This is a genomic window from Sphaerisporangium corydalis, assembly GCF_025506355.1.
In the GTDB taxonomy this organism is placed as follows: Bacteria; Actinomycetota; Actinomycetes; order Streptosporangiales; family Streptosporangiaceae; genus Sphaerisporangium; species Sphaerisporangium corydalis.
On sequence record NZ_JANZYP010000010.1, the window covers coordinates 150,091 to 165,877 of the forward strand.

Consider the following 15,787-nt stretch of genomic DNA (forward strand, 5'->3'; position numbering starts at 1 on the left):
GTCTGCACGTATCGTGCCATAACGGTCCCAATGACAGTCAGGGATGGGATTTGGTGATTGTGCGTCGGATGATGAAGGTGGTTACGTGGGCTGTTTTGGTCGGGTGATAGATGGGGGTGGCGTGGGTGGCGCATTACAGCAGGGTTCACAAGGTCGTGGTCGATGTGGTGGAGGCGGACCATGACCAGGAGGTGAGGTTCTGGGAGGCGGCGACCGGGATCACGCTCAGGCACAATGAGCGGTTCCCGGAGTACCACGGTGCCTTCCTGGCCAAGGAGGGGTTCGGCTTTCTCGTTCAACGGCTCGGGGACGGGCGGAGCGGGGTGCATCTCGACATCCACACCACCGACCTGGAGGCGGAGGTAGCGCGGCTGGAGGGCCTGGGCGCCACGCGGGTACGCCAGGTGAACACATGGTGGGTCATGCGGGACCCGGCGGGCCTGGCGTTCTGCGTCCTGCCCGCCGCCTCCGGCTCACTGGACGACACCAACGCGCAGCGCTGGGATTAGCGCGGCGTCCCCTGTCAGGTGGGGGAGGCGCGGCATCCCCTGTCAGGTGCGGCATCCCCTGTCAGGTGGGGGAGGCGTGGGAGTGGGATGGGGTGGGGGTTGGGGGGAGGGGGTCGTTGAAGGGGCCGCCTACGGCGTAGGTGACGAGGGTGGCGAGGACGTCTTTGACGGATTCACGGTTGCGGACGTCGCACAGGACGATGGGGGCGACGCCGTCGAGGCCGAGGGCGCGGCGGACCTTGACCGGGTCGTGGCGGCGGGCACCGTCGAAGCAGTTGACCGCGACCACGAACGGCAGCCCCCGCTGCTCGAAGTAGTCGACGGCGGGGAAGCATTCCTGCAGCCGCCGGGTGTCGGCCAGGACGACGGCGCCCAGCGCGCCGACCGCCAGTTCGTCCCACATGAACCAGAAGCGGTCCTGACCTGGGGTGCCGAACAGGTAGAGCCACAGGCCCTCGCGGATGGTGATGCGGCCGAAGTCGAGGGCGACCGTCGTGGTGGTCTTCAGTTCCACGCCCGAGGTGTCGTCCACGCCGACGCCGCGTTCGCTCAGCAGTTCCTCGGTGTGCAGCGGCCGGATCTCGCTGATCGTGCCGACCATGGTCGTCTTGCCGACCCCGAAGCCGCCGGCGATCAGGATCTTGAGGGCCATCGCCGGGGTGACCTCGGCCACTCCCGGCTCAGAGGCGGCGTAGTCCATGCAGCACTTCCCTGTAGATGCGTTCGTCGATCGCCTGCGCGGCGGGCTGGGGCCGGTCGATGGTCACGAGGCCCTCGCGTCGCAGGTCGCCGAGGATCACGCGGGTGATGTTGAGCGGCAGCTTCAGGTGCGCGGCGACGTCCGCCACCGGGGTGGGCCTGCGGCACACCGACAGCACGGCGAGGTGCTCCGGGATCAGGTCCGACGGCGGGAAGGACGTGCTGACGGTCGTGACGATGGCCACCAGGTCGAAGCTCTCGCCCAGTGGGCGCGCACGGCCGCCGGTCAGGCCGAAGAGCCTGACCAGCGGCCCGGGATCCTCTCCCGTCACGACCTCACGCCGTTCCAGGCGGGCGCTGGAGCCGCCCCCCTCGGTTGTGCCGACAGGTGTTCGCCGACGCGTTTGACCATGAGCGCCATCTCGTAGGTGACCAGGCCGAGCTCGGCGTCCCCTGCGGCCAGTACGGCGAGGCGCGCGCCCTGGCCGGCGGCGGTGACGAACAGGAACCCGTCCTCCATCTCGATGATGGTCTGCCGTACGCCGCCGAGGCCGAAGTGCCGTCCCGCGCCCAGCGCGAGGCTGTGGCTGCCCGCGGAGATGGCGGACAGGTGTTCGGCGTCCTCCCGGGTCAGATCCCGGGAGCCGCCCATGGCCAGTCCGTCGGCGGACAGCACGATGGCGTGCCGGACGCCGGGGATGCGCTGGGTCAGGTCGTCGAGCAGCCAGCTCAGTTCAGGTCTGGGGTCGGGCATCGGGACGGCCCTCCTTTCGGTTCCATGTGTCGTGGTCCTGCTCGGCGCGGGTGCGGCCCTGTTGCCAGCCCCGTTGCATGGACGCCATGAGTTCCTGCAGTTCCTCGGGCGACCGCACGGAGACGTCGCGCCGCTCCTGGGAGCGTGCCTGCCTGAGCTGGGGCGCCAGGTTGGCCTGCCGTACGCGCATCGGGAGCCCGTCCAGGTCGTCGTCCTCGGCTCCCGCTACGGACACGGCCCGCCGCGCGGGTTGCTGGTCGGCGACGAACCATTCCGACGGGCGCTCCGGTGCCTGGGCCACGAGCCGGTCCTGGGGTCCGGAGAACGCCCGGGGCCGTGCCTCGGGTGCGGTGGCCAGTGCACGTACCGGGCGGTCCGGGCGGGCGGGGCCGGCCCGGCGGGGCGTGGGTTCGGGGGCGGCCGGGACGTCCGGTGCGGCGAGCAGGGTGGAGGGCAGCAGCACGATCGCGGTGGTGCCGTCGTAGGGGGACGGCCGCAGCACGATCTTGATGCCGTGCCGGGCGGCGAGCCTGGCGACGACGAACAGGCCGAGCCTGTCGGTGTCGACCAGGTCGAACTCGGGCGGGTCGGCGAGCTTGGCGTTGAGGTCGTCGAGGGTGGCCTGGGCGAGCCCGAGGCCCCGGTCCTCGACCTCCAGGGCGAAGCCGTTGGCGGCCGTCGTGCTCCTGATGTGCACCGCGGTGTGCGGCGGGGAGAAGACGGTGGCGTTCTCCACCAGCTCGGCGATGAGGTGGATCACGTCGGCGACGGCGGCGCCGACGAGCATCGGGGCCTCCGGCATCGGGGGCACCGTGACGCGGGTGTAGTCCTCGACCTCCAGTACGGCGCTGCGCACCACGTCGAAGAGCGGCACCGGGTCCCGCCACCTGCGGGCGGGGGCCGAGTCGGACAGGATGATGAGGTTCTCCGCGTGCCGCCGCATGCGGGTGGTCAGGTGGTCGAGCTTGAACAGGTCCTCCAGGATCTCCGGTTCGTCGACGCGGCGCTCCATCGTGTCCAGGAGCGTGAGCTGGCGCTGGAGCAGCGCCTGGTTGCGCCAGGCGAGGTTGAGGAAGACCTGGCCGACGCCCTTGCGGAGCGTCGCCTGGCCGATGGCGGCCTCCACGGCGGTGCGCTGCACGGCGGAGAACGCGTTGACGACCCGGTCGACCTCGGCGGTGTCGGCACGGTCCAGGTTCGGCGCCTCGGCCGCGGGGTCGACGTCCTCGCCGCCGCGCAGCCGCGCGACCAGGCGGGGCAGCCGTAGCTCGGCCAGTTCGACGGCGGACGACTGGATCCGCCGCAGCTCCTCGATCATGGAGCGGCCGAACCGGTAGGACAGGGCGATCGAGACGAGGACCGCGAGCAGGCCGAGCCCGAGGACCAGCCCGATCCGCCAGTACGCGGCGACCTTGGCCTGATGCGCCTCGGCGGCGGAGCGGACCAGTTCGTACTGGGTGTCGCGGTTGATCTTGCCGATGAGGGCCCCTGCGTCGCTCCGCCACACGGAGGGCTGCACGGGGGGCGCGCCGTTGGTGTCCCAGACGAACAGCGCGTCCTCCACGGCGAGCAGCCGCTGGTAGGGGGCGCTCTTCACGAGTTCGAGGTAGTGCGTCCGCAGGTCGGGGCCCACGTCCCGGTCGGCGTTGGCCAGGACGAGCCTGCGGTTGGTCATCCCGGCGACGAACGCGGCCCGGTCGGTGGGGGTCATCTTCCTGTGCACGATGGTCGAGGTGAGGACGGCGTGTTCCCTGCCCAGGTACTCGGCGGTGGCGCTGAAGGCGGACATGCCGCGCACCGCGCGGTACGACGACACGTCGCTGAGCGCGTCCCCGTCGCTGAACTGCCTGTTCGCGGCGCTGATCAGGTCGTCGTACGCGTTAATGATCTTCAGGGGCGGGGTGAGCCTGCCGCTGTCCGCCGAGGCGCGGAGCTTCCCGAGCCCGTCGAGCGCCGCCACCAGGGCCTGTACCTCGGCGGGGGTGCTGCCGCCGCCGGCCTGGAGGTCGACCGATCCGATCACCTGGCGCAGGCGCTGTACCTGGGCGTCGGTCCGCCGTCGCTGCTCGGCCAGCGGCTGGTCGGTGCCGGTGCCGTCGACCGCCTCGGCGGAGAGCTGGCGCTCCTGCTGGAACTCGATGATCAGCTGCAGGACCGGCGATCCGATGACCTGCCAACGGCTCTCGGTCTGGGAGATGGTCGCGATCTCCTCGACGCTGGAGTACGCGATGACGGCCCAGAGAGCGATCATCGAGATCAGCGGAATCAGCAGGATTCTGAGGAGCTTCGAGCGGATCGGTGGGGGGGAGCTCATCCATCATGTCCAGTTCCGCGCGTGTTGGCGCGCCGTAGGCAGCCGGGCTAAGGCCGACCCCGAAGGACACTTGCCACGACCGATACGCGGGTGATTTGGACAACTATGCCCATCGGTACAGAAGTCCTTCAAGACAGAAAAGCGAAGATTGAATATCGATGTTGCGATTGGTGCGGCCCGCGTGACGGAAAGTGACCGTGACCTGGCGTTCGTCACGGATTGTGGCCATCCCGATGCGCGAAGGGCCGCCGGAGGGAGCGGGTGCCGTCCGGTCGTGTCTCCCGGCCGTACGCGCGCCGGCGCGGGGCGGAGGCCGGGACGCCGGGCCGGGACGCGCTGCGGCCGATCCGGGGTGCGGTGATGTGTTGATGCCGGTTGACCAGGTCGGATGTCGTTACAGTGAGGTGATCGACCGGGGGGAGGCGCGCCATGTCCGACGCCAGGAGGGTCTCCGAGGTGCTGATCCGTGCGTTCAACTCGCATGATCTCGACGCCATGGCCCGCTGCTACAGCGACTCGGCCGTCTACGTCTCTCCGAGCGGCACGGCCGAGGGCCCGATGGAGATCGCCTCCTATTACGGTCTCTTCCTGGAGGGGTTTCCGGATCTTCGGTTGACGCCGATGAAGACGCTCGTCTTCGGCGACGAGGCCTTCACCCAGTGGATGCTCTCCGGCACCCAGACCGGGCACTTCCTGATGCCCGGCGGGCGGACGATCGAGGCGTCGGGCCGCTGCGTCACGATCCGCGGCTGCAGCCTGCGCACGGTCGAGAACGGTCTCATCCAGACGAACTGCATTTACTACGACCAGGCGGAGCTGTTCTCCCAGCTCGGAGCCCACCTCGCGATGGACTGACCGGGAAGCGGTCTCGGGCCGGCCCGGACGGGGTTGAACCCCGGTGAGCGCTCGGACGTCAGACGGGTATGCCGTACGAGAAGGGTATGATCCCGGCCCGGCTGCCGCGCCGGGAGTTCCTGGTGGCCGCGCTGCTCGCGGTCGCCGTGACCGCCTGTGGTGGGAGGGGTGACTCGCGCGTGCTGGTCGCTGAGGGGGTGAGCCGGGAGGTCCCGAAGGACGCCCCGGTCGCCGAGGTCGTGAAGGGCATCACCGAGTTCGGGCACGCGTTGTACGCGGCCGGCGCGCGGGACACCGTCAACACGGTGCTCTCGCCGTTGAGCATCGCCTACGCGTTCGGCATGGCCAGGGCCGGTGCGGCGGGGGTCACCTCGGCGGAGATGGACAAGGCGTTCGGCTTCCCCGCGGCCGGTCCGCACACCGCGTTCAACACCCTGTCCCGGCAGATCGTCACGGTCGACGGCCCGCCGCCGGCGCCGGACCCGGAGGGCGAGCGGGACGCGAGCAGCGAGCCGCGCGATCCCGTCGTCGGCATCGCCAACGGGCTGTTCACGCAGGAAGGACTGCCCGTCAGGCAGGAGTTCCTTCGTACGCTCGCGTCGCAGTACGGCGCCGGCGTGCACACCGTGGACTTCGCCAAGGACGCGACGGGGGACATCAACGCCTGGGCCGACGAGCAGACCGCCGGCCGCGTCAAGAAGGTGTTCGACCAGCTGGCTCCGGCCACCAAGCTGGTCATCGCGAACGCCGTCTACCTCAAGGCGGACTGGCTGCACACGTTCGCCGAAGGCCCGGCCGAGGAGAACGCGGCCTTCACCCGGGCGGACGGGTCGGAGGTGCGGACGAAGCTGATGCACCTGACGTCCGACCTGCGGTACGCCTCCGGCACCGGCTGGCAGGCCGTCGAGCTGCCGTACGCCAAGAGCGACCTGGTCATGTGGGTGCTCGTCCCCGAGCGCGGCGGGTCGCCCGCGGACCTGCTCAGGCCGGCCGCGCTGGCGCGGGTGGCGACCGGTCTGCGGACGGCGAGCGTCGACCTGTTCCTCCCCGGCTGGGACTTCGCGACCGGCCTCGACCTGGAGCCGCCGTTGCGCAAGCTCGGCCTCGCGGGGATCTTCGACCACGGCGACTTCTCCGGCATCGCCGACGGCATCTTCCTCGGCCAGGCGATCCACCGCGCGAACATCTCGGTGGACGAGTGGGGCACCGAGGCCGCGGCGGTCACCGGGCTGGCGTTCCCGACCTCCGCCCGGCTCGACAGGGGCGCCAAGGTGCGCGCGGACCACCCGTTCGCCTTCGCGATCATGCACAGGACGACGCTGACCCCCCTGTTCATCGGCCACGTCGCCGACCCGACGGCCAAGGCCTGAACGGCCCGAACCGCCGCGTGTGGCGGTGGTTCAACACTTTCGCCGGTGAGTTCGTCTGGGTGGTGACGGGCCGACGAAAGGCGAAGGTAATTGGACGACGACTTCCGCTTCGCGGACTTCGTCGCTGAGCGGGCCGACGCGTTACTGCGGTACGGCTACGTGCTCAGCGGCAATCCGCACGACGCGGCCGACCTCACCCAAGAGGCACTGATCCGGCTGCACCGCGCCTGGCCCAAGGTGCGGCGCAAGCAGCAGCCGGAGAGCTACACCAGGACGATCATGGCTCGGCTGCACGTCAGCACGTGGCGCCTGCGACGCAGGGAACTGCTCGCCTGGAACCTCCCCGACGGGCGGCACCTGGACATGCTGCCCTCCGACGCCGAGCAGGGGCTCTGGGAGGCGCTCAAGGACCTGCCGCGCAAGCAGCGGACCGTGATCGTCCTGCGCTACTACGAGCAGCTCACCGACGCCGAGATCGCCGGCGTGCTCGGCATCGCCCAGGGGACCGTCCGCAGCCACGCGTCGCTCGGCCTGGGCAAGCTCAGGTCCGCGGTCGTCCACCCCTCGACCATGGACGGGAGTGCCTGATGAACGACGAACTGGCCGAGACCCTGCGCAGGACCCTCCAGCACGCCTCGGAGCAGGCGCCCCGGGCGCCGGGCGGCCTCTCCGCGCGCGTCGTCACCCGCTCCCGGCGCCGGGCGGCGCGCACGCAGATGGCGGTCGCCGCGCTCGCCGTCGCGGTGGTGGCGGGCGGAGTCGTGGTGGCGGCGCGGGGAGGCGTGCCCGACCCCGCGCCACCGGCGGTGGAGACGTCGAAGACGCCTTCCGCCGGCAAGGTGAACCCCCCGGCGACCGCGTTGTGGAGCCGTACCGCCCCGCCGGCCGAGAAGGTCTGGCCGGACGCGGTGTGGAAGATCCCGGCGAAGCTCCTCGGCGGGCGCGCGTTCCAGGCGCGGGCCATCATCGACGACCGCACGGTGCTGCTGGAGACGCGGAACGGCTCTGGAAGGGCCGACGCGCTCTACGCCTACGACGTGCGGGACCGCACCTCACGCAAGCTCACCGATGTCCGCACGCCCGAAGGCGTGGTCGCGCGGGGCTACACGGCGGGCGCCGGGCGGGTCTTCTGGGAGATGTCCAACCGGGCCGACGGCAGCTACGAGACGACATTCTGGTCGGTCCCGGTCACGGGCGGGCGGGCCACGGCCATCGGCACCGACCGCGAGGTCACCGGGGACGGGACGCTCGCCGTGGTGGGCGGCAGGCTCGCCTTCTCCGCCTCGGAGGGAGGCGTCTTCACGATCCCCCTCGGGGGCGGGACCGTGGAGGCGGTGCCGGGCGCCGGCGCGCACCACATCCTGCGCTGGCCCTGGGTCGCCAGGTCCGACCCGAACTCCGCCTCGGCGGCCCGGTACACGGAGCTGCTGAACGCCGAGACGGGCGAGCCGACCGAAGCGGTCGTCCACCCGGGCGAGTACAGGGTGGAGTGCGGGGTGACGACGTGCGTCGGCGTCAAGGACGGGGTCACCTTCCACCGGCTTCGCGACGGTTCGCGGGAACGGCTCATCCCGGCGCTCGTTCTGAACAACCGCATGTTCGCCGACCGGTTCTATCCCCTGCTCACCAACGGCCGGCCGGAGGTGATCCTGCGTGACGCGGTCACCGGCAAGGGCGGCGACCTCGGCCTGGCGTCCGGCAACGGGCCGCTGGGGGTGATCGCCGACACCCCCGTCATGAGCCGCGTACTCGACATGCGGCGTGCGGACAGCCACCTCGTCGTCGACCTCGCCCGGATCCGGTGAGCCGCCTGGCGGGGGTCAGGCCGGGGGGCCGTCGAAGAGGTGGAGGCGGTGGGCGGTGGCGGCGGCCTCGCCTCGGGAGGAGACGCCGAGCTTGGCGAGGATGTTGGAGACGTGCACGCTCACCGTCTTGGCGGAGATGAACAGCTCACCGGCCACCTCGCGGTTGCTGTGCCCGTCGGTCACCAGGCGGAGCACCTCGTACTCGCGGGCGGTGAGCCCCAGCCCCGCCTCCTCGCCGTCGGGCCCCCCAGGGGACCCCGGCGGGGCGGCGCCGGGGTCGGCCGCGAGGGAGACGCGCGCCCGTTTGGCCAGGGAGCCGATCTCGGCCGACAGGGGGGCGGCGCCGAGCCGCCCGGCGATGAGGGCCGCGCGGGACAGCCGCTCGGCCGCCTCCTCACGCTCGCCCGCCGCGACGGCGGCGCGCGCGGCCCCGAGCAACGACCACGCCTCCGCGTACGGCTGGTCCAGCGCCGACCAGGCGCTCACCGCGCGCTCCCACGCGACGCGGTCCGGCGCCCCGGACGCCTGGGCCACCTCGGCGGCGAAGGTCAGGCGGTGCGCCTCCTGCTGCACGCCCTCGACGTCGAGCGTGCCCGCGAGGGCCCGCACCTCGGGAAGCAGCGGGCCCGCCGCCCGGGCGGCGGTGACGAGCAGCGGCCACACGTAACGGGAGCTGTTGGCCGGGTCGTGATCGGACAGGACCCGCCGCACCAGCGCGAGGGTCTCGTCGTCGCGGCCGTGGACCATGCTCAGCTCGATCTCCCTGCGCAGGTGCGGGAGCGTGGTCTGGTCGCGGAAGAGGGTGAGGGCCATCTCGGCGGAGGTGGCACGGAAGAGCGTGTCGGCCCGGTCGAGGTCGCCCCTGGCCAGCGCGATGTCGAGGGCCAGGCCCTGCAGGCTCGCGCGGTAGGGGGCGGGCGGCACGACGTCCATGGCGCGGGCGATGACCTCCAGCGCCTCGTCCCACCGGCCGAGCGACAGCAGCGGTTCGGCCAGGTTGATGGACAGGAAGGCGCCCGACGAGCGCTCCAGCCCGTACGCCTGGGCGTCGGCGATGCCGCGGCGGGCGACCTTGGCCGCCTCCTCGTGCCATCCGGAGCCCTCCAGCGCGTCGGACTCGGAGATCGCGGCACGCATCAGCCCGTTGTAGGTGGAGGCCTCCCTGGCCATCTCCCGGGCCTTCGCGAACGCGGCCATGTGCGCGTCCATGTCGGAGAACCGGCAGCGGGACCAGGTGAGCGTGATCAGCGCGTGGGCCTCGATGTCGAGGGAGCCCACCACACGGGCGATGCTCATGGCCTCCTCGGCCAGCGCCTCCCGCTCGGCCCAGGTGTCGGGGCCGTGCAGCGCACGCGCGAGGTTCTCCAGGATCTGGGCGCGCAACGCGGTCGGCGGTACGGCGGGGACCAGGCGGGCCGCGGCCCGCAGGTCGTCGAGGTGGCCGGCGCGGCCGAGGTCGTAGCGGACGAGCCCGCGCTGGCGCAGCACCCGGGCGGCGCGGATGGGGTCGGCGTCGCTGTCGATCGCCCGCAGGGCCGCCTTGGCCAGGGAGATGCCGTGCTCGAACTCCCCGGCGAGGTGCGCCACGGTGATGGTCTGCCGGAGCAGGTCGACGTAGTCGCAGCCGACCAGCTCCTCGGCGCCGGGCACGGTGTCCCACAGTTCGAGCACCCTGGTCAGCATGCGCAACTGCTCGTCGTACGCCGTCGACTTGCGCGCCGCGGCGGCGGCACGCCACGCGCTGACCAGCGCGGAGGGGGCGTCGTGCGCGGCGTGCCAGTGGTGGGCCAGCTCGATGGCGCCGCGCGGGGCGGGCAGCAGGGACGGCTCGCGCTCCAGGCTCTGGGCGAAGCGGGTGTGCAGGCGGATGCGCTCGCCGGGCAGCAGGTCGTCGTGGACGGCCTCGCGGATCAGGGCGTGCCGGAAGGCGTACCCCTCGCCGTCGACCATCAGCACGTTCCCGGCCACCGCCGGGCGCAGCGCGCGGGACAGGGTGCCGTCGTCGAGGCCGGCGACGGCGGTGAGCAGGGTGTGCTCGATGCGCGCGCCGCCGGCGCTGGCCACCCGGACCAGCTCCTGGGTCTCGTCGGGCAGCCGCTCGACGCCCGCCAGGAGCAGGTCGCGCAGCGAGTCGGGCAGGGCCTCGCCCAGGCCGCCGCTGAGCAGGGCCTCGACGAACAGCGGGTTGCCCTCGCTGCGCGAGTAGATCACCTCGATGTCCAGGGCGGTGGGCTCGCGGTCGAGGATGCTCGCCGCCTGCTCGACGACCTCGCGGCGGCTCAGCCTGCGCAGGTCCATGCGGGCGACCCAGTCGATGCGGCCCAGCTCGGCGAGCAGCGGGCGCAGGGGATGGGTGCGGTTGAGCTCGTCGGCGCGGAAGGTGACCAAGGTAAGCAGGCGCGTGTCGGGGCGCTGGTAGCGGATGAGGAACGACAGCAGGTCGCGGGTCGAGCGGTCGGCCCAGTGGGCGTCCTCGATGATCAAGATGGTGGGCTTCAGCTCGGCGAGGTGCTCCATCAGGCCGAGGACCTGCTCGAACATCCGGGCGCGCGCCTCGGCGCCGTCATCGTCGGGCTCGCCGAACTCCGGCAGCAGTCTCGCGAGCCCGCGCGTGCCGCCGCCGGGCAGCAGCGCGGCGATGCCGTCGCGGCCGAGGTCGCGCGCGAGCTTGCGCAGCACGGCGGTGAAGGGGGCGAACGGGAGGCCTTCGGTGCTCAGCTCCAGGCAGCCGCCGATCAGGACGCGGGCGTCGCCCGCGCGGTCGGTGAACTCGCGCAGCATCCGGGTCTTGCCGACCCCGGCCTCGCCGCCGATGAACACGGTCGTCGCGGCGCCGTCGCGCACGCGGGACAGCGCCTCGCCGAGCACGCCGAGCTCGTCCGCTCGCCCGACGAACAGGGGGCTGATCGTATGCGCGGTCACGCCTCCCAGCATCCCACCCGCCCCCGACGTTTCCACACGCGGTGGCCGGGCCGCCCGCTGATCCATCCACGGGGGGCGCTCGCTGATCCACGCGCGGACGTCTCCGTACGCTGGGGGCCGGTCGCCCGCTGATCCACGCGCCGGAGTCCGGGCCGCCCGCCGGGCCGTGGGCGGTGGTCGTAAGGTGAGGTCATGAGCCCGAAGATCGCGACCGCGGACCCGGTCACCCGTGAACAACTGATCGACTTCATCCGCGACCGCCACCGGGCGCTGCTGCTGACGACCCGGCGGGACGGCGGGCCCCAGGCGTCGCCGGTGAGCTGCGGGGTCGACGAGCAGGGGCGGATCGTCGTGTCCACCTACCCCGAGCGCGCCAAGACCAAGAACGCCCGCCGCGACCCGAAGGTCAGCATCGTCATCCTGTCCGATGACTTCGACGGGCCGTGGGTGCAGGTCGACGGGGCCTGCGAGGTCCTCGACCTGCCGGAGGCGATGGAGCCGCTGGTCGACTACTACCGGGCGATCTCCGGCGAGCATCCCGACTGGGACGACTACCGCGCGGCCATGGAACGCCAGGGCAAGTCGCTGCTGCGCATCATCCCGGTGAAGTGGGGCCCGGTCGCCACCGGCGGCTTCCCCGCCCGCCTGGCCTGACACCCTGCCTGGCCTGACACCCTGCCCGGCCTGACACCTTGCCCGGCCTGACACCTTGCCCGGCCGGGCAGCCCGCCCGGCTCAGCGTCCGGCGGGCAGGCACGTGGCGCGGAGGCCGGCGATGATGGTGGTGACGCCGAGGACGAACTGCGCGTCGCCGCCGTCGGTGAAGATCTCGCCGACGGCCTTGGCGGTGAGCGGGTGCCGGTCGGCGTCGATGATCTCGGCGATCAGCTCGGGGCGGTACGGGTTCCCGCCCGTGGTGTAGGCGTCGCCGAGCCGGGCCTGCTCCTCGATCGTGAAGCCGATGGTGTAGTGCAGAAGTGTCGGCATGGCCCGCGCCGCGTCGTCCAGGGAGAACCCGGTGTCCATCAGGGTCCGCAGGGTGAGCTCGATGGACCGGCTGATCACCGGGTGGCTGACGTGCGTGCCGGCGACGACCCTGGCCCCGTCGCGGTAGCGCAGCATTGTGCGGCGCAGCCGCAGGCACAACTCGCGCAGCCAGTCCTCCCAGGAGACGTCGCGCCGGGGCGACTCCAGGCCCTCGCCCGCCTCGATCATCACCAGGGTGGCCATCGCGTCGAGCAGTTCCTGCTTGTTCTTGACGTGCCAGTACAGGGCGGGCGCTTTCACGTCCAGCTCCTTGGCCACCACGCGCATGGTGAGCCCGTCGAGACCCACCTCGTTGAGCAACCGCAGCGAGGTGTGCGCGATGACCTCTGCGTTGATCTTCATCGGTCCCTCTCTGTCGTGCTGACCTTGACAGCTTAACATCGTTCGAGCCATCCTTAACAGCGTTAGATTAACGCCATTAAGGAGACTGCCATGGACGCGGAAGTGATCGTCGTAGGCGCCGGGCCGACCGGTCTCATGCTGGCCTGCGAGCTCAGGCTGGCCGGGGTCGACGTGCTGGTGCTGGAGCGGTTCGCGGGACACAAGCCGGACTCGCGGGCGGGCGGCATCCACGCCCGCACCATCGAGGTCCTGGACCAGCGCGGGATGGCGGCGCCGTTCCTGGAAAGGGGCGAGCCGCTGGCGGGCGGCCACTTCTCGGCCATCCCGCTGGACTTCAGCGGGATGGAGACCCGCTACCCGTACCTGCTGAAGATCCTGCAGTCCCGCATCGAGGAGCTCCTGAGCGAGCACGCGGCCCGGCTCGGCGTGCGCGTGCGGCGCGGGGACGAGGTGACCGGCCTGCGCCAGGACGCGACCGCCGCCGAACTCGACGTCCGCACCCCGGGGGACGGCACGCGGCGGACGCGGGCCGGGTACGTCGTGGGGTGCGACGGCGGGCGCAGCACGGTGCGCAAGCTCGCCGGCATCGGCTTCCCCGGCACCCCGGCGACGCTCACCGCCCTGCTCGGAGACGTGGAGCTCGCCGAGCCGCCCGGCGGCCTGGTCTTCCAGGAGCCGCACGAGCGCGGCACGATCAGCGTGATCGGGTTCGAGCCCGGCTGGTACCGCGTGATGACGACCCAGCACGACCGCGTCGCCGACCCGGACTCCCCGGTGACCTTCGAGACGCTGCGCGAGGCGTGCCTGGAGATCGCCGGCACCGACTACGGCATGTCGCGCCCCCGGTGGATCTCCCGGTTCGGCGACGCGGCGCGCCAGGCCGACTCCTACCGGTCGGGACGGGTGCTGCTGGCGGGCGACGCCGCCCACATCCACTACCCCTCAGGCGGGCAGGGCCTGAACATGGGCGTGCAGGACGCGGTGAACCTCGGCTGGAAGCTCGCCTCGGTGGTGCGCGGCCACGCCCCGGAGCGGCTGCTGGACACCTACCACGCCGAGCGGTATCCGGTCGCCGAGCGGGTGCTGGCGAACACGCGGGCGCAGACCGCCTTGGCGCGCACCGACGCGCACACGATGGCGCTGCGCGAGCTGATGGCGAAGCTGATCGGGTTCGGCGACGTCAACGCCCACCTCGCCGGCATGATCACCGCCCTGGACCTGCGGTATCCCGCGGCCGGTGCCCACCCGCTCGCCGGCCGCCGCGTCCCCGACGCCGGGATCGCGACCGCCACCGGCGAGACGCGGGTCTACGAGCTGCTGCACGCCGGGCGCGGGGTGCTGCTGGACCTCGGCGCCGGCGCCGGGGCGGTCGCGGCCCCGTGGAAGGACCGCGTCGACCACGTCCAGGCCAGGTCCCTGGCGGCCACGTGGGCGGTCCCCTCCCTGGGTGCGGTCGCCGCGCCGGGCGCCGTCCTCATCCGCCCGGACGGGCACGTCGCCTGGGCCGCCGACGCCGACGCCGACGCCGACGCCGACGCCGACGCCGGGGACGATGCCGGCGCCGGGGATGTCCGCGCCTGGGACGGCGGCGACGGTGCCGCCGAGGCGCCGGACCGGGACGCCCTCCGGGGCGCGCTCGGCGACTGGTTCGGGCCGCCGCGCTGACCTGCGCCGACGCGATGGGCCGCGCCGGGCGCGCGCGGAGGCATTGACGGGCAGCACGGGGGACTCTACGATCCGTGAAAACTTATAGGAAACTTTCCTATGAATAAAGCTTCCCGAGCAGCATGTGGAGATGGCCGTGCGACGTCCTTTCCAGCACCTTCTCGCGGCGGCGGTCGCCGTCGGCCTCGCCGCGGTGGCCGTACCCGCCGGGGCCTCGGCGGCGACCGCCGTTCCCACGCGAACCCAGACGGCGGCCCACCCGGACGGCGGTGACCGGTTCAAGCGGGTCGCGTACTTCATCCAGTGGGGCATCTACGCCAGGAACTACCACGTCAAGGACGTCGACACCAGCGGCGCCGCGGCCAAGCTGACCCACATCAACTACGCCTTCGGGAACGTGGCCGCCGACGGCACCTGCGTCTCCGCCGACCCGTGGGCCGACTGGCAGCGGCCGGTGTCCGCCGAGGAGAGCGTGGACGGCGTCGCCGACGCGCCAGGCCAGGCGCTCAACGGCAACCTCAACCAGCTCAAGAAGCTGAAGGCCAAGCATCCCGGGCTCAAGGTGCTCATGTCGCTGGGCGGCTGGACCGGCTCGAAGTACTTCTCCGACGCCGTCGCCACCCCCGAGGGCCGAGGCGCGCTCGCCGCGTCCTGCGTGGGCCTGTGGCTCAAGGGCGACCTGCCCGACCTGCCCCCGGGCAGCGGCGCGGGCGTCTTCGACGGCATCGACCTGGACTGGGAGTGGCCGGGCTCGGAGGGCAACGCCGGCAACGTCATCCGTCCCGAGGACAAGCACAACTTCACGCTGTTCGCCGCAGAACTGCGCAGGCAACTGAAGGCGCACGACGCGGGCGACCAGCTCACCGCGTTCCTGCCCGCAGCCGCGGCCAAGATCGACGCCGGCTTCGAGGTGCGGGACGTGTTCCGCAGCCTGGACTTCGCGACCGTCCAGGGCTACGACCTGCACGGCTCGTGGGAGAACAGGACCGGCCACAACGGCAACCTGCTCACCGACCGCAAGGACCCGAACCCGGTCAAGTACAGCGTCGACACCACCGTCCGCGACTACCTGTCGCGCGGCGCCCCCGCGAAGAAGATCGTGGTCGGCGTCCCGGCGTACGGGCAGGGCTGGACGGGCGTCACCTCCACCGGCAACGGCCTGTACGCGCCCGCGACCGGCCCGGCGGCCGGGGCCTGGGCGGCCGGCACCGAGGACTACAAGCTGCTGGCGGGCAAGCCGGGCAAGCGGTACCGCGACCTGCTCACCGGCACGGTCTGGCTGTACGACGGCAACGACTTCTGGTCCTACGACGACCCGGCGAGCCTGCTGGGCAAGGCCGCGTACATCAGGCTGAAGGGGCTCGGCGGCTCGATGATGTGGTCCATCGACGGGGACGACGCCAAGGCCTCTCTCACCTCGGCGCTCTACACCGTCCTGCGCTGACGGCGCTTCCTGACCCACGCGACGAGCGGTGGGGGGGGGCGGGGCGGGGCCCCCCCCGGGG

Annotated in this window: 14 protein-coding genes; 8 read left to right on the plus strand and 6 right to left on the minus strand. The window is 72.1% G+C overall.

Features of this window, described 5'->3' with window-relative positions:
* Positions 1–125 precede the first annotated feature (125 nt).
* The gene (locus tag NYZ98_RS10410; protein ID WP_262842378.1) at positions 126–509 is read left to right on the plus strand and encodes a VOC family protein; all 384 of its coding nucleotides are present in this window, start codon (positions 126–128) and stop codon (positions 507–509) included.
* A gap of 61 nt (positions 510–570) precedes the next feature.
* On the opposite strand, the gene NYZ98_RS10415 is transcribed toward NYZ98_RS10410, so the two are convergent.
* The 4 genes from NYZ98_RS10415 to NYZ98_RS10430 are packed head-to-tail and all read right to left on the minus strand — an operon-like array spanning position 571 to position 4,213.
* A complete protein-coding gene (locus NYZ98_RS10415; protein ID WP_262842379.1) occupies positions 571–1,209 on the minus strand; it encodes a GTP-binding protein in 639 nt (212 codons plus the stop codon).
* Positions 1,190–1,540: a DUF742 domain-containing protein gene (locus NYZ98_RS10420; protein WP_262842380.1), complete on the minus strand. Its 351-nt coding sequence runs from the start codon at positions 1,538–1,540 to the stop codon at positions 1,190–1,192. Before NYZ98_RS10420 ends, NYZ98_RS10415 begins: the two co-directional genes overlap by 20 nt.
* The gene (locus NYZ98_RS10425; protein WP_262842381.1) at positions 1,537–1,962 is read right to left on the minus strand and encodes a roadblock/LC7 domain-containing protein; all 426 of its coding nucleotides are present in this window, start codon (positions 1,960–1,962) and stop codon (positions 1,537–1,539) included. The genes NYZ98_RS10420 and NYZ98_RS10425 overlap by 4 nt, the downstream gene beginning before the upstream one ends.
* Complete coding sequence (locus tag NYZ98_RS10430) at positions 1,943–4,213, minus strand: sensor histidine kinase (RefSeq protein WP_262842382.1); 2,271 nt, start codon at positions 4,211–4,213, stop codon at positions 1,943–1,945. The genes NYZ98_RS10425 and NYZ98_RS10430 overlap by 20 nt, the downstream gene beginning before the upstream one ends.
* A gap of 492 nt (positions 4,214–4,705) precedes the next feature.
* Here NYZ98_RS10430 and NYZ98_RS10435 point away from each other — a divergent pair, with 492 nt between their 5' ends.
* The 4 genes from NYZ98_RS10435 (at position 4,706) to NYZ98_RS10450 (ending at position 8,306) form a co-directional block, all read left to right on the plus strand.
* Complete coding sequence (locus NYZ98_RS10435) at positions 4,706–5,131, plus strand: ester cyclase (RefSeq protein ID WP_262842383.1); 426 nt, start codon at positions 4,706–4,708, stop codon at positions 5,129–5,131.
* Between the two features lie 86 nt (positions 5,132–5,217).
* Positions 5,218–6,501: a serpin family protein gene (locus NYZ98_RS10440; RefSeq protein WP_262842384.1), complete on the plus strand. Its 1,284-nt coding sequence runs from the start codon at positions 5,218–5,220 to the stop codon at positions 6,499–6,501.
* A gap of 90 nt (positions 6,502–6,591) precedes the next feature.
* Positions 6,592–7,089: a SigE family RNA polymerase sigma factor gene (locus NYZ98_RS10445; protein ID WP_262842385.1), complete on the plus strand. Its 498-nt coding sequence runs from the start codon at positions 6,592–6,594 to the stop codon at positions 7,087–7,089.
* Entirely contained in the window at positions 7,089–8,306 is a 1,218-nt protein-coding gene (locus NYZ98_RS10450; RefSeq protein WP_262842386.1) for a hypothetical protein, read from the plus strand. The genes NYZ98_RS10445 and NYZ98_RS10450 overlap by 1 nt, the downstream gene beginning before the upstream one ends.
* A 15-nt stretch (positions 8,307–8,321) precedes the next feature.
* On the opposite strand, the gene NYZ98_RS41355 is transcribed toward NYZ98_RS10450, so the two are convergent.
* The gene (locus tag NYZ98_RS41355; protein ID WP_316249555.1) at positions 8,322–11,228 is read right to left on the minus strand and encodes a helix-turn-helix transcriptional regulator; all 2,907 of its coding nucleotides are present in this window, start codon (positions 11,226–11,228) and stop codon (positions 8,322–8,324) included.
* A gap of 192 nt (positions 11,229–11,420) precedes the next feature.
* Here NYZ98_RS41355 and NYZ98_RS10465 point away from each other — a divergent pair, with 192 nt between their 5' ends.
* Positions 11,421–11,882, plus strand: a complete 462-nt coding sequence (locus tag NYZ98_RS10465; protein WP_262842387.1) for a PPOX class F420-dependent oxidoreductase — start codon at positions 11,421–11,423, stop codon at positions 11,880–11,882.
* Between the two features lie 81 nt (positions 11,883–11,963).
* Here NYZ98_RS10465 and NYZ98_RS10470 read toward each other — a convergent pair whose 3' ends face one another.
* Positions 11,964–12,617 (minus strand): TetR/AcrR family transcriptional regulator C-terminal domain-containing protein, encoded by a 654-nt coding sequence (locus NYZ98_RS10470; protein WP_262842388.1) that lies wholly within the window; start codon positions 12,615–12,617, stop codon positions 11,964–11,966.
* A gap of 90 nt (positions 12,618–12,707) precedes the next feature.
* On the opposite strand from NYZ98_RS10470, the gene NYZ98_RS10475 reads away from it, so the two are divergent.
* Entirely contained in the window at positions 12,708–14,282 is a 1,575-nt protein-coding gene (locus NYZ98_RS10475) for an FAD-dependent monooxygenase (RefSeq protein WP_262842389.1), read from the plus strand.
* Positions 14,283–14,418: 136 nt separating this feature from the next.
* Positions 14,419–15,726, plus strand: coding sequence for a glycoside hydrolase family 18 protein (locus tag NYZ98_RS10480; RefSeq protein ID WP_380707239.1), 1,308 nt, complete (start codon positions 14,419–14,421; stop codon positions 15,724–15,726).
* Positions 15,727–15,787 lie beyond the last annotated feature (61 nt).

Coding starts and splice junctions, on each gene's coding strand:
- NYZ98_RS10430 (WP_262842382.1), bottom strand. CDS start 4,213: ATGATCGCTCTCTGGGCCGTCATCGCGTACTCCAGCGTCGAGGAGATC.
- NYZ98_RS10475 (WP_262842389.1), top strand. CDS start 12,708: ATGGACGCGGAAGTGATCGTCGTAGGCGCCGGGCCGACCGGTCTCATG.
- NYZ98_RS10465 (WP_262842387.1), top strand. CDS start 11,421: ATGAGCCCGAAGATCGCGACCGCGGACCCGGTCACCCGTGAACAACTG.
- NYZ98_RS10435 (WP_262842383.1), top strand. CDS start 4,706: ATGTCCGACGCCAGGAGGGTCTCCGAGGTGCTGATCCGTGCGTTCAAC.
- NYZ98_RS10425 (WP_262842381.1), bottom strand. CDS start 1,962: ATGCCCGACCCCAGACCTGAACTGAGCTGGCTGCTCGACGACCTGACC.
- NYZ98_RS10415 (WP_262842379.1), bottom strand. CDS start 1,209: ATGGACTACGCCGCCTCTGAGCCGGGAGTGGCCGAGGTCACCCCGGCG.
- NYZ98_RS10440 (WP_262842384.1), top strand. CDS start 5,218: ATGATCCCGGCCCGGCTGCCGCGCCGGGAGTTCCTGGTGGCCGCGCTG.
- NYZ98_RS10470 (WP_262842388.1), bottom strand. CDS start 12,617: ATGAAGATCAACGCAGAGGTCATCGCGCACACCTCGCTGCGGTTGCTC.
- NYZ98_RS10450 (WP_262842386.1), top strand. CDS start 7,089: ATGAACGACGAACTGGCCGAGACCCTGCGCAGGACCCTCCAGCACGCC.